This is a genomic window from Thermophilibacter provencensis, from assembly GCF_030372065.1.
GTDB lineage: Bacteria > Actinomycetota > Coriobacteriia > Coriobacteriales > Atopobiaceae > Thermophilibacter > Thermophilibacter provencensis_A.
Genome location: NZ_JAUDEA010000007.1, coordinates 23,417 through 37,444, shown reverse-complemented (window position 1 = coordinate 37,444; position 14,028 = coordinate 23,417). Strand labels below are relative to the sequence as shown.

Here is a 14,028-nt window from a genome sequence, read left to right as displayed (position 1 = left end):
GCGCCCCCGCGCTTGGGGACGCCGCCGTGGGAAGGGTGAGGCTGGGCTAGGCGGCGGTGATGTTACCGTCGGCGTCCTTCTTGACCTGCATGTCGGCCATGGGGATGAAGCCCTCCTCCACCACCGTGGCGGCAAAGTCGTCGGAGAGCATGAACTCGATGAAGGCCTTGGTCACGGCAGCCGTGGACTCGTCCTCGTCCTCGCGGGTGTACATGTGCTCGTACGCCCAGATCATGAAGTCGCCGGACTCGACGTTTTCCTGCGTGGGCTCAACGCCGTCGACGGTGAGGGCCTTGATGCCGTCGTTCTCCATGTAGTTGAAGGCCACGTAGGAGATGGAGCCGGCGGTGGCGGCAACCTGCTCCACGACGGTGCCCGAGGAGTCGACCTCGGCAACGGGGCGGAAGCTGTCCGGGGCAACCTCGCCACCGAGGACGGCGGCCTCGAAGGTGGCGCGGGTGCCGGAGCCGGCCTCGCGCTGGATGACCTGGATGGCGCCGGCGGTGCCGCCCACCTCGGACCAGTCGGTGATCTGGCCGAGGAAGATGCCCTTGAGCTGATCGGTGGTGAGGTCGGTGACGTCAACGCCAGCGTTCACGATGGGGCCCATGCCCACGATGCAGACCTGGTTGTCAACGAGGCCCTCGAGCTGGTCGGCCTCGAGCTTCTCCTCGGCAAAGACGTCGGAGCGGCCAATCTGCACGGAGCCCTCGGCAACCTGAGAGAGGCCCTGGCCGGAGCCGCCGCCGGAGATGGCGACGGAGACGTCGGGGTTGGCGTCCTGGAAGGCGTCGCGGGCCTTCTCGACGAGCGGCTGGAAGGAGGTGGCGCCGGAGCAGGAGATGGAGCCCACGAGCGCGGCGGTGTCCGTGCCCTCGGTGGAGTCGCTGGGGGTGTCGGTGCCGGTGTTGCCGGTGTTGCCGCAGGCGGCGAGGCCGGCAATGGCGGCGGTGGCGCCGAGGGCGCCAATGAACTGACGGCGAGAGAGATCAAACTTGGACATGCTAATCCTTTCCCGTGGATTGACCGGCCCTGGGGCGGGCCGTTTCGACTGGAATCCTACGGGCTTCTCGGCGGCCGTTTTTCGTGGCCGGCGATGCATTACGGGAGCCTGACAGCCGTTTACGTTGGGTTTACAAAGGGCCTTACAATTGACGTCCGGATTGTAAGGCGAGGTTCTTCTCGACCTTACAATTGCTTCTGAGCTGGTATTTCTCCTGTTCTTGCTGAGCTTACAATCCTCCTGTCGATAGGTACGGGCGGCGCTCGGACGCCTTAGGATGGGTTTTTGCCCTCATGCCGCCCATGCCTCACGAGCGTGCGGCAGGCGGACGGTCCGAGGAGAAAGACCGTTCGCACAATGATTTGAAGGTACCGTGAGAATAATCGCACGGTACCTTGAAAACTACCGTTCAGGGGCGCAAAATGACCACTTGTCGAAAGGAGTCATATGAAGAAGACCAAAGAAGAGAAAGGTCTCTCCGGACGCGAGATCGTCCACGCGATCGGCAAGAGCATCCGTGAGTTCAGGGGCGCCTCCATCGCCACGCCGATCATCGTCTCCGGCGAGGTCGTCATGGAGGTCGCCATCCCCTTTGTGACCGCCCAGCTCATCAACTCGATCCAGGCGGGCGCGAGTCTCCCCCAGCTGCTCCCCTACGCGGGCATCCTCGTGGCGATGGCGCTGGCGTCCCTCGCCTTTGGCATCGGCGCCGGCGTCACCTGCAGCCAGGCGAGCTGCGGCCTGGCCATGAACCTGCGCCACGACGTCTTTGCCGCAGTGCAGCGCTTCAGCTTTGCCAACATCGACCAGTTCTCGAGCTCGTCGCTCGTGACGCGCCTCACCACGGACATCACCAACGTGCAGCTCGCCTACATGATGATTATCCGCACCGCCATCCGCTGCCCGTTCTTGCTGCTCGCGGGCATCGTCATGGCCTTCATCATGGCCGGCCCGCTCGCGCTGGTCTTTGTGATCATCGTGCCGATTCTGGGCTTTGGCCTCTACAAGGTCGTGCGCACCGTACACCCCATCTTCCGCTCGGTCTTCCACAAGTACGACGCCCTCAACGAGTCCATCGAGGAGAACGTCACCGGCATGCGCGACGTCAAGAGCTACGTGCGCCAGGACTATGAGAAGGAGAAGTTCGGCCGCGCCGCCCAGGACGTCTGCGCCGACTTCACGCGTGCCGAGAAGATCCTCGCGCTCAACTCGCCGATGATGAACTTCGCGGTCTACACCGTCTTTGCCGTGACCCTGCAGTTTGGCAGCTACCTCATCATCTCCAGCCAGGGCAGCCTGCTGAACGTGGGCCAGCTCTCGGCGCTCACCACCTACGGCTTCATGATCCTCATGGCACTCATGATGGTCTCCATGGTCTTTGCCATGATCACGATGGCCCAGGAGAGCGCCGAGCGCATCTGCGAGGTCCTCATGACCGAGCCCACGATCAAGAACCCCGCCCACCCCGAGACCGAGATGGTGGACGGCTCGATCGACTTTGACAACGTGACCTTCAAGTACTCCGAGAAGGCCGAGCACCGCGCGCTTGCCGAGATTGACCTTCACATCAAGAGCGGCGAGACCATAGGCATCATGGGCGGCACGGGATCGGCCAAGACCTCGCTCGTCAACCTCATCAGCCGCCTCTACGACGTCACGGAGGGCTCCGTGAAGGTGGGCGGCGTGGACGTGCGCGACTACGACCTCGAGTTCCTGCGCAACAACGTGGCCGTGGTCCTGCAGAAGAACGTGCTCTTCTCGGGCACCATCAAGGAGAACCTGCGCTGGGGCAACGCAGACGCTACCTACGACGAGCTCGTCGAGGTCTGCAAGCTCGCGCAGGCCGACGAGTTCATCCAGCAGCTGCCCAAGAAGTACGACTATTACATCGAGCAGGGCGGCACCAACGTCTCCGGCGGCCAGAAGCAGCGCCTGTGCATCGCGCGCGCCCTGCTCAAGCACCCCAAGGTGCTGATCCTCGACGACTCCACCTCGGCGGTTGACACCAAGACCGACGCGCTCATCCGCGAGGGCCTCAAGACCTACCTGCCCGAGGCCACCAAGATCATCATCGCCCAGCGCGTGAGCTCGGTGCAGGACGCCGACCGCATCCTCGTGCTGGACAACGGTCACGTGGCCGGACTCGGCACCCACGAGGAGCTCCTCGAGAGCTGCCCGTTCTACCGCGACACCTACCTCGCCCAGAACCGCACGAGCCAGGACGCCGAAAAGAAGGACGCGGACGAGAAGGACGCCGCCCTGCCCGCCTCCGCTGCGAAGGGAGGTGAGGCGAATGGCCGCTAACAACAACTCCGCCGAGAACATCCTCAAGAACGTGACCGGATCCAACCACCCCACCGAGCCCGAGCGCGAGCCGGAGCGCCAGAACGTGGCCGGCCGCCAGGTCGCGCAGGTGCGCCGTCGCGGGGGCCGCGGCAAGACGCTCCGCCGCCTCATCAAGATGCTCTTCTCGTTCTATCCCAAGATGCTGCCGCTCGTGATTCTGTGCATCGTGGTCTCGGCCGTGCTCTCGGCCCTGCCCGCCACGTTCATGCAGCGCACGCTCGAGATTGTGACCGCTACCTGGGAGAGCGGCGACTGGGAGTCCGTCGCCGGCAGCATCACCTCGCTCGTGCTCACGCTCGTGGGCATCTACGTGGTCTCGCTCATCCTCAACTTCACCTACACCCGCGCGATGGCCGTCATCACGCAGGGCTCGCTCGAGAAGTTCCGCGAGCGCCTCTTCGGCCACATGCAGGACCTGCCGATCAGCTACTTTGACCAGCACCAGCGCGGCGACATCATGAGCCACTACACCAACGACATCGACGCGCTGCGCCAGATGATCGGCCAGTCGCTGCCCAACATCACGCTCACCATCGTCACCCTCATCTCGGTCTTCTCGGTGATGATCTACTACAGCGTGTGGATGGCCGCCGTCATCGTGGCCGGCGTGCTGTTCATGGCGTACATAACCAAGGTGCTGGGCAGCCGCTCCGCGCGCAACTTCGTGGCGCAGCAGCGCGAGATCGGCATCGTGGAGGGCCACGTCGAGGAGGTCATGAACGGCCAGCGCGTGGTCAAGGTCTTCTGCCACGAGGAGGCCGCGCAGGAGGACTTTGACGTCCGCAACCGCCGCCTCTTTGAGGCGAGCCGCGCCGCCAACATGTACACCAACACCCTGGGCCCCATCCTCATGAACCTCGGTAACCTGATCTACGTCATCGTAGCCCTGGTGGGCGGCGTGTTCATCGAGACCGGCGTGCCCAACCTCTCCATCTCGGGCCTGCCCTTCTCGATTGCCGTCACGGTGCCCTTCCTCAACATGACCAAGCAGTTTGCCGGCCAGATCGGCCAGATCTCCCAGCAGATCAACTCCGTCGTGATGGGCCTTGCGGGCGCCGAGCGCCTCTTTGAGCTCATGGACGAGCCGGTGGAGCAGGACGAGGGCTACGTCGAGCTCGTGGCCTGCACCATCGACCGCAACGGCACCGTGCACGAGTGCGACCGCCGCGCCGAGAACTGGGCCGGTCAGTGGGCGTGGCGTCACCCGCACGGTGACGGCTCGCTCACCTACACCCCGCTCGCCGGCGACGTGCGCCTCTTTGACGTGGACTTTGCCTACCGTCCCGGCCACACCGTCCTGCACGACGTGAGCGTGTGGGCCAAGCCCGGCCAGAAGGTCGCCTTCGTGGGCGCCACCGGCGCGGGCAAGACCACGATCACGAACCTCATCAACCGCTTCTACGACATCGAGGACGGCAAGATCCGCTACGACGGCATCAACATCAACAAGATCAAGAAGAGCGACCTGCGCCGCTCCCTGGGCGTGGTGCTCCAGGACGTGAACCTCTTCACGGGCACCGTCATGGACAACATCCGCTTTGGCCGCCTCGACGCCACCGACGACGAGTGCATGGCGGCCGCCCGCCTCGTGGGCGCCGACGGCTTCATCAAGCGCCTGCCCGAGGGCTACAACACCATGCTCACGGACAACGGCTCCAACCTGTCACAGGGCCAGCGCCAGCTGCTCTCCATTGCCCGCTGCGCCGTGGCGGACCCGCCCGTCATGATCCTCGACGAGGCCACATCCTCCATCGACACGCACACCGAGGCGATCGTCCAGCGCGGCATGGACGCCCTCATGACCGGGCGCACCACGTTCGTCATTGCCCACCGTCTCTCGACGGTCCAGAACTCCGACGCGATCATCGTGCTCGACCACGGCCGCATCATCGAGCGCGGCACGCACGACGAGCTCATCGCCAAGAAGGGCACGTACTACCAGCTCTACACGGGAGCCTTCGAGCTCGAGTAGCGAGAAGGACCATAGCTTTTTGCCGGGCCGGCGCTCCCACTGGAGTGCCGGCCCCCTCTCATTGCCGAGAGAGTCTCGTCTCTGCACCAGCCCCGGAGGGCTCCCTCTCTCGAAACCGAGGAAACCCACCCTCTGTACCAGCCCCACCGACCCCTCCCTTCTCGACGCCGAGAAAAGGCCACCTCCGTACCGGATTTCTCGATAAGCGCCGAGAAAAGCTCGCCCTTGTACCATGATCAAGAAGGTCACTTGTACAGAGGGCGGGTTTTCTCGGCATGAGCTCCTCCCAAGTGGCACAGGCTCCTTGTCTTCTCGGCATGGGTCCGGGCGAAGTGGTACAGCCCCTCGGATTTCTAGACATAGTCCTGGCGAGGGTGGTACAGACCTCGGAGTTTTCTCGGCGCTATTTTTGAAAACTGGTACTGGGGCGGATTTTTCTCGTCCCGGCTGGAAAACCTGACAGTTTACCCTGTCACCTTTGTCATGTTTTCTAGAATCCGGTGCTAGGGGCGGGGTTCTTGGCAGAAAACCCCACGTATCGCACGGTGCTATGAGAAAATCGCATGGTACCTTGACATCGCCCTTCGCCGGCTTCAGAGTAGGATATGAACACGTTTTTAGATTGGGAGCACGGGAAGGAGACCAACGTGTGCGAGAAGGGCGACACGCCCAGCAGAGAGACGCGCATCATGCGCAACTTTGGATACTTTGGTTACTACCTCCACATGCACTGGGGAGGCAGAAACGGCAAGCAGCACATCCTCGTGGAGCTGCTCGCCCATGACGGCGAGATGACGCAGCGCGACCTGCAGGAGGCCTCCTGCATCACGTCGGCCTCGCTCTCGGAGGTCATCGCCAAGCTCGAGGCGGAGGGGCTCGTCTCGCGCGAGCGCTCCGAGACGGACCGCCGCCAGCTCACCGTGACGCTCACGCCCGAGGGCGAGCACAAGGCGCGCGAGGTCGTCCGCACGCGCGCGGAGTTTGAGGAGCGCGCGTTTGACTGCCTTACCGAGGACGAGAAGAGCGAGCTCGTGGACGTTCTCGACCGCATCGCCGCCAACTGGGCGCAGCTGGAGAAGGACAAGAAGGGAGATGAGCGATGAGCCTGCTTCCAAAGAAGCCCGTCATCGACCAGGAGTTTGTCAAGACCGCGGCCCACGTGGGCTACGCATCGGTGGGCCGCAAGCTCATGGGGAGCGTGCGCGAGTACAAGAGGGCCGCGGTGGTCACTCCCCTGCTCGTGCTCGGCGAGGTGGTCTTTGAGGTCATGATCCCGCTCTACACGGCGGACCTCATCGACGCCATCAAGGCCGGCGCCGACCTCCAGCAGATCCTCACCGCGGGCGGCGTGCTCGCCCTCATGGCCCTCATCTCGCTCGCCTTTGGCGCGGCGGCTGGCCTCACCTGCGCGAAGGCATCCACCGGCTTTGCCAAGAACCTGCGCAAGGACATGTTCTACAACATCCAGACCTTCTCGTTTGCCGTGATCGACCGCTTCTCGAGCTCCTCGCTCGTGACGCGCATCACCACGGACGTCATGAACGTCCAGATGGCGTACATGATGCTCATCCGCACCGCCATCCGCTCGCCGTTCATGCTCGTGCTCGCATTCATCGCGGCCTACAGCATGGCCGGCTGGCTCGCGCTCGTCTTCGTGGTGATCATCCCGGTGCTGGCGCTCGCCCTTCTCACCGTGATCCGCAGGGTCGTCCCGATCTTCCGCCGCATCTTCCGCAAGTACGACGCCCTGAACGAGCGCGCCGAGGAGAACCTCGCCGGCATCCGCGTGGTCAAGTCCTACGTGCGCGAGGACTACGAGAAGCAGAAGTACGACCGCGCCGCCACCGAGGTCCAGAACGACTTCACCTACGCAGAGCGCATCCTGGCCCTCAACGCGCCGATCATGAACTTCTGCGTCTACACCGTCATGGTCTTCGTGATCTACGCCGGCTCCTACGCCATCGTCTCCACCCGCGGCGAGCTGCTCGACGTGGGCCAGTTCTCGTCGCTCATCACCTACGGCTTCATGATGCTCATGCAGCTCATGATGCTCTCGATGATCTTTGCCCAGGTGGTCATGTCCGAGGAGAACGCCCGCCGCATCTTTGAGGTGCTCGACGCCAAGACCACGATCGACCAGCCCGAGAACGCCGTGACCGAGGTCGCCGACGGCTCGATCGACTTTGACGGCGTGGGCTTCTCCTACAGCGGCGACAAGAGCCGCGAGGCGCTCAAGAACATCGACCTGCACATCAAGAGCGGCGAGGTCATCGGCGTCATTGGCTCGACGGGATCGGCCAAGTCCTCGCTCGTCCAGCTCATCCCGCGCCTCTACGACGTCACCGAGGGCTCCATCCGCGTGGGCGGGCACGACGTGCGCGAGTACGACCTCGAGACCCTGCGCGACGCCGTGGCTATGGTGCTCCAGAAGAACGTGCTCTTCAGCGGCACCATCGCCGAGAACCTGCGCTGGGGCAACGAGCACGCCACCGACGAGGAGGTCCTCGAGGCGGCGCGCCTGGCCCAGGCGGACGAGTTCGTCCAGACCTTCCCGGACAAGTACGACACCTACATCGAGCAGGGCGGCACCAACGTCTCCGGCGGCCAGAAGCAGCGCCTGTGCATCGCGCGCGCCCTGCTCAAGAAGCCGAAGATCCTCATCCTCGACGACTCCACCTCCGCCGTGGACACCAAGACCGACCGCCTCATCCGCGAGGGCTTCCGCAACTACCTGCCCGAGACCACCAAGATCATCATCGCGCAGCGCACCTCGAGCGTTGAGGACGCCGACCGCATCGTGGTCATGGACTCCGGAACCATCAACGACATAGGCACCCACGAGGAGCTCCTGCGGAGAAACGCCATCTACCGCGAGGTCTACCTCTCCCAGAACAAGCAGAGCCACGACGAGCGCGAGCTCGGCGAGCTGGAGGTGAGCGCCGATGAGTAGGAACATGCACCGCGGGCGTGCTCCCAAGTCCATGGGCAGGACCGCCCTGCGCGTCCTCAAGATGCTGCGCGGCTTCTACCCGGTGATGCTCCCGGCCGTTGCGATCTGCATCCTCGTGCAGTGCGTCGTCCAGGCGCTGCCCAACGTCTTCATGGAGCGCGCCCTCACCGTGGTGGGCCAGACATGGGAGTCCGGCGACTGGGCAACGGCACAGCCGCAGGTCTTCACCAACGCCGCCATTCTCGCCGTCCTGTACTTTGCGAGCCTCGTCTGCAACGCGGTCTGGCAGCAGTGCATGGCCATCCTCACGCAGGGCTCGCTCAAGAAGTTCCGCTGCCTCATGTTCGACCACATGCAGGACCTGCCGATCAAGTACTTTGACACGCACCAGCACGGCGACGTCATGAGCTACTACACCAACGACATCGACGCCATGCGCCAGATGATCGCGCAGTCCATGCCGCAGCTCTTCCTCACGATGCTCATGCTCATCTCCGTGGGCTGCATCATGGTCTGGTACAGCCTGCCGCTGACCCTCGTGGTGGTGGGCGGCGCGGCCATCATGGCGTTTCTCGGCAAGACGCTCGCCGGGCGCTCGGCCAAGAACTTCCTGCGCACGCAGCGCGCGGTCGCGGCCGTGGAGGGCCTCGTCGAGGAGGTCATGAACGGCGAGAAGGTCGTCAAGGTGTTTTCGCACGAGCGCCAGATCGAGTCCGCCTTCGACGAGCTCAACGACGAGTACCAGGACGCCGCATGCACGGCCAACTCCTACGCCAACACGCTGATGCCCATCCTCATGAACGCCGGCAACCTGCTCTACGTGATCGTTGCCGTGACCATTGGCGTGCTGCTCGTCGTGGGTGCCCCCAACCCGTCGCTCTCCGGGCTGCCGCTCACCATTGCCGTGGGCGTGCCCTTCCTCAACATGACCAAGCAGTTTGCCAACCAGATCGGCCAGATCTCCAACCAGGTGAACTCCGTCGTCATGGGCCTCGCCGGCGCCGAGCGTATCTTCGAGCTGCTCGACGAGCCCGTGGAGCAGGACGAGGGCTACGTCGAGCTCGTGGCCTGTACCATCGACCGTAACGGCACCGTCACCGAGTGCGACCGCCGCGACGAGAACTGGGCCGGCCAGTGGGCCTGGAAGCACCCGCATCAGGCCGACGGGACCGTCACCTACACCCCGCTCGCGGGCGACGTGCGCCTCTTTGGCGTGGACTTTGCCTACGAGCCGGGACACACGGTGCTGCACGATGTCTCGCTCTACGCCAAGCCCGGCCAGAAGGTGGCGTTCGTCGGCGCCACGGGCGCGGGCAAGACCACGATCACCAACCTGCTGAACCGCTTCTACGACATCGAGGACGGCAAGATCCGCTACGACGGCATCAACATCAACAAGATCAAGAAGCCGCACCTGCGCCGCTCGCTCGGCGTGGTCCTGCAGGACGTGAACCTCTTCACGGGCACGGTGATGGACAACATCCGCTACGGGCGACTCGACGCCACCGACGACGAGTGCGTTGCCGCGGCGCGACTTGCCGGCGCGGACGACTTCATCCGTCGCCTCCCCAACGGCTACGACACCATGCTCACGGACAACGGCACCAACCTCTCGCAGGGCCAGCGCCAGCTGCTCTCCATCGCGCGCGCCGCGGTTGCCGACCCGCCCGTCATGGTGCTCGACGAGGCAACCTCCTCAATCGACACGCGCACCGAGGCCATCGTCCAGCGCGGCATGGACGCCCTCATGAAGGGCCGCACCACGTTCGTCATTGCCCACCGCCTCTCCACCGTGCGCAACTCCGACGTGATCATCGTGCTCGACCACGGCCGCATCATCGAGCGCGGCACGCACGACGAGCTCATTGCCGCGCGCGGGACGTACTACCAGCTCTACACGGGAGCCTTCGAGCTCGAGTAGCGAGAAGGGCCATCGGTTTCTCAGCAGGGCCGGCACTCCTTACGGGGCGCCGGCCCTTCTCGTTGCCGAGAGAAGCCGGGGCCTGTGCCGACCCCGGTTTGCTCTCCCCTCCCGATGCCGGGAGAAGCGGGCCGCTGTGCCAGATTCCGCAGGGTGCGCCGAGAAAAGCCCGCCACTGTACCGGCGCGCCCGGATGCATGTCGAGAAAGGCCCGGGGCTGTACCGGCGTCCGGGCGCGGCCGCCGAGAGAATCCGCCCGCTGTACCGCTTTCTGGCGCGCATGCCGAGAGAACCCAGGGGCTGTGCCGCCCGCGGCGGGCTCCCCCGAGCGGCGACGGTACAGATGAGGGCTTTTCTCGGCGTGCCCCGTGGAATCTGGTACAGTGGGACGCTTCTCTTGGCACCTCATCGGGGACCGTGGCACAGCCTCCCGTATTTCTCGGCGTGGTTCCGGGAAAGTGGTACAGAGGACGGATTCTCTCGGCGCGGAAGCGGGGGCGGCCCGTCCAGTAGGAGCGGCGCGTACGCTGGGGCGTTACCGCTCGATGGGATGCATCGTGAGCGCCTCGGCCAGGAGGCTCACGCCGCCCACCACGAGATACGCCGCGAGCACGTAGCTAAAGGCCAGGCTCGAGAACGCCGGCATGAGCAGAAAGACCACACCGGCAATGACGTTGAGAACGCCCGTTGCCGTGGCAAGGCCCGTTCCCTCCACGCCAAAGTAGCGCAGGTGGCGCGCCGTGGTGATGCGCTCCGCGCCGGCGATGATGAAGAGGAACGCAAGCAGAAACACGATGGTCCCCGCCGTCAGATAGGCGGGCAGCACAAAGAGCAGCACGCCGAGAAGCGCGTTGAGAACGCCCATGACCAGCTTGGTTGCACTCCGGAAGAGCTCGGGCGTCCGCACATAGGACACGACCTGTCCCACGCCTCCCACGACGAGCGCAACGGAGACCAGAGTCTGAATGAGCTCGTAGAGACCAAAGGGCGCAACGGCGCTCCCCATCCCCACGAGAATGAGCGCGACGGCAAGGAGAATCATCCACAGGCGCGTCCGCCTGACGCTGGAGTTCCAGCGCTCGACAAAGTCGCCAACGTGGTCAAAGCTTGAGTCATACCGTTCCATTACTGGGATTCCTTCCAAGGGACGGCCCGGGTGTCGGGCCGGCTGATACTTCTCTTCTGCCCAAATTGTTACTTAAGAACTCACAATTCTGAAAGAAGGCGCACCGACACCGTTCCTCCACACAGCTCGACGTGAGCTGACCGCACCCAGTTGTGTCCGCAACCATGGCGATAGCCGCGCGCGGTCCCCCCTGCCGCAGCATCGAGCTTTGTCGCGGACAAGCACACCGTCACGCACGCGCCAGGGACTCCCTTCCTTTCGCGAGCTCAAAAACTTACGCGGATGGTCTTCTCGTCCTTCTCCGTATGCAGTTCAATAGTTTTTGCCTTCCCAAGTCCTCCAGAGGCCGCTCGGGACGTTTGGAGCCGAGAAGAGCGCCCGTCTGGAGACGATCTCTCCGGTTTTGGGCAACAAGTTTTATGTCTAGGCAGTCACGGCAGTGGCATCTCGGCTGACTCGACAACGTTTCCGCAGGTCAATCTTCTCGCCAACGGCAAATTAACCTGCGGGGAGCACCCTTGTATCAAACTTGTTGCCCAAAACTGACCCGAATGGTCGCAAGCCGTCGTTTGCCGCAACGTGTCCAGAAACGGGCACTTTTGGGTTTTGGGAGCCGACGCGCTGGCGAGAAGACCGTTCTTGTCGCTTCTCCCCTAGTTGTGGGGCACATTTTTTATATCGCAGCATCCGATGGGATGACCGCGCGACAAAAACCCAAGCAATTACGAGCGATCTGCACAGTATGGGAAGTTTTGTGCGGACGGGACGCGCCAGCGCATCAAACTTGTTGCCCAAAACCGGGAGAAACGGCAACGGGAGGGGCAACGCAACAGACGGGGGGGCAACGCAACGGGGCCAAGCACCGCCGAGAAGAACCGCGCGTGAGAGCCTACCTGCGGCGACGGCGACGGTGGCTCTCGCGGATGATGTCCTGGGCCACCCAGACGCCCAGCACGAGCGCGGCGAGATATCCCACAAAGCCGATGATGGGGATGCCAAAGATGACCGGCTGGATGCGCGCGTAGTAAACCACCGACGACCCGATGAACAGGCCGGCAATGATCACGCTCAGCGTCACGCGGTTTGCGATGCGCGCAAGGTCCTCGAGTGGGTCCTCCGTACCGGCAAGGTCGAGGTTCACGCGGAGCTGGCCACGGGTGAGCATACGCATGGCGAGCCCGGCGTCGCTCGCCGCGCTGAGAAGGCCGTGCGTGGCGGCCACGGTCTCGCGGGCGATGCGCTTGGTCTCGCGGCGCGCGAGCTCGGAGGCGCTGGTGTGGGCGCGCAGGTGCGCATGGATGATCTCGACGATCGACGTCCCCGGCAGGAGCGCGTGCACAGTGCCCTCGAGCGTCACGAGCGAGCGCGCAAGCATCGTCACCGAGCTCGGGAGCTCAATGCCGTCCTTCTGCGCCATCGAGATGAGCGAGTTAAGAAACGCGCCCACGTCGAGGTCGGAGAGGTCGGCCAGACCGTAGTCCGCAACGATGGCGTCGAGGTCTGCCAGAAGGTGTGCGTCGTCAACCTCGGAGGTGTCGGAGATCGAGAAGCGCTTGAGGCCTTCCGCGAGGCCCGGCGAGTCGCACTGCGCCACGGCCGTCACCATGTCGCGCATCGCCGAGCGGTCGTGGCTCGAGAGGCGCCCCATGATGCCGAGGTCGAGGTAGACGATCTTGCCGTCGCGAATCACGAGGTTGCCGGGGTGCGGGTCGGCGTGGAAAAACCCGTCGTCGAGCATCTGGCTCGTGTAGTTGTCCGCAAGCTTGATGCCAATCTCGGAGAGGTCGTAGCCCTCCCTCACGAGCCGCGTGGCGTCGTTGATGGGGATGCCCTCAACGTAGTCCATCACCACAACATGCTTGGTGCAGAGCGTAGGGTAGGGCTTGGGGCAGTCCACGAAGGCGCACCCCGCGTTGTTGCGGCGGAACTCTTCGAGGCTGCGCGCCTCAACGAGGAAGTCCGTCTCCTCGCGGAAGCTCTGCCAGAGCTCGTCCACAACGGAGCGCAGGTCGAGGAACTGCTCGTCGCCCATGAACTTGCTGGCGTAGCGCGCAAGGGAGCGCATGATCGAGATGTCCTGCGCCATGATCTCCTGGACGTGCGGACGCTGGATCTTGAGCGCAACCATCTCGCCGGTTACGAGGCGCGCCTTGTGGACCTGCGCCACGGACGCCGAGCCGAGGGGCTGGTCATCAATGGCGTCAAAGATGTCCTCGATGGGGGTCTCGTACTCGGCGCGCAGGGCCTCGAGCACCGTGTTGCGGTCCATCGGCTCCACGTCGGTGCGCAGCTTGCCAAGCTCGCGCATGAAGCTCTGGGGCAAGATCTCAGAGCGCATCGAGAGGATCTGGCCGGCCTTCACAAACGTGGGCCCCAGCTCCTCGAGCATGCGACGCAGGCTCTTGGGCGTGAGGCCGTGGAAAATGTCATAACGGCGAACGATGGAGACGATCTGACCGATGCGCGCCAGGCGAGAGCCGCGCGAGAGGCCGTAGTCCTCCCCGCTCCTGCCCCCAAAAAGTCCGATGGTCTGCAGGCCAGAGCCCTCCTCGCCAGAGACCATCCGCTCGTACCAGGCGTCGATGATCTCCTGCGAGGTGCGCGTCGAGCCAAGGCCGCGCCCCCCCTCGGCGCCCTCGGGCACCTCGGGGACGTCCGGACCCTCGCCCGACGCGTCATCTACTCTCTCGTCCCTCTCGCTCGGCGTCAC

At 64.2% G+C, this 14,028-nt stretch carries 8 protein-coding genes; 5 read left to right on the top strand and 3 right to left on the bottom strand.

The features are described 5' to 3' along the window. Nucleotides 1-46: 46 nt before the first annotated feature. Nucleotides 47-1,003 (bottom strand): phosphate ABC transporter substrate-binding protein, encoded by a 957-nt coding sequence (locus tag QUW25_RS05685; RefSeq protein WP_289511252.1) that lies wholly within the window; start codon nucleotides 1,001-1,003, stop codon nucleotides 47-49. A 447-nt stretch (nucleotides 1,004-1,450) separates the two neighbouring features. On the opposite strand from QUW25_RS05685, the gene QUW25_RS05680 reads away from it, so the two are divergent. The 5 genes from QUW25_RS05680 to QUW25_RS05660 all read left to right on the top strand — a co-directional run bounded on the left by QUW25_RS05680 (nucleotide 1,451) and on the right by QUW25_RS05660 (nucleotide 10,192). After that, nucleotides 1,451-3,307, top strand: coding sequence for an ABC transporter ATP-binding protein (locus QUW25_RS05680; RefSeq protein ID WP_289511251.1), 1,857 nt, complete (start codon nucleotides 1,451-1,453; stop codon nucleotides 3,305-3,307). Next, the gene (locus QUW25_RS05675; RefSeq protein ID WP_289511250.1) at nucleotides 3,297-5,321 is read left to right on the top strand and encodes an ABC transporter ATP-binding protein; all 2,025 of its coding nucleotides are present in this window, start codon (nucleotides 3,297-3,299) and stop codon (nucleotides 5,319-5,321) included. The genes QUW25_RS05680 and QUW25_RS05675 overlap by 11 nt, the downstream gene beginning before the upstream one ends. Nucleotides 5,322-5,968: 647 nt before the next feature. Further along, nucleotides 5,969-6,424, top strand: a complete 456-nt coding sequence (locus QUW25_RS05670) for a MarR family winged helix-turn-helix transcriptional regulator (protein ID WP_289511249.1) — start codon at nucleotides 5,969-5,971, stop codon at nucleotides 6,422-6,424. 86 nt (nucleotides 6,425-6,510) lie between these two features. Further along, on the top strand, nucleotides 6,511-8,271 hold the full coding sequence (locus QUW25_RS05665) for an ABC transporter ATP-binding protein (RefSeq protein ID WP_289511322.1): 1,761 nt from the start codon (nucleotides 6,511-6,513) through the stop codon (nucleotides 8,269-8,271). Next, the gene (locus tag QUW25_RS05660; protein WP_289511248.1) at nucleotides 8,264-10,192 is read left to right on the top strand and encodes an ABC transporter ATP-binding protein; all 1,929 of its coding nucleotides are present in this window, start codon (nucleotides 8,264-8,266) and stop codon (nucleotides 10,190-10,192) included. The genes QUW25_RS05665 and QUW25_RS05660 overlap by 8 nt, the downstream gene beginning before the upstream one ends. A gap of 535 nt (nucleotides 10,193-10,727) precedes the next feature. Here the strand turns inward: QUW25_RS05660 and QUW25_RS05655 are convergent. After that, a complete protein-coding gene (locus tag QUW25_RS05655; RefSeq protein ID WP_289511247.1) occupies nucleotides 10,728-11,318 on the bottom strand; it encodes an HdeD family acid-resistance protein in 591 nt (196 codons plus the stop codon). 889 nt (nucleotides 11,319-12,207) lie between these two features. Beyond that, complete coding sequence (locus QUW25_RS05650; RefSeq protein ID WP_289511246.1) at nucleotides 12,208-14,028, bottom strand: ABC1 kinase family protein; 1,821 nt, start codon at nucleotides 14,026-14,028, stop codon at nucleotides 12,208-12,210.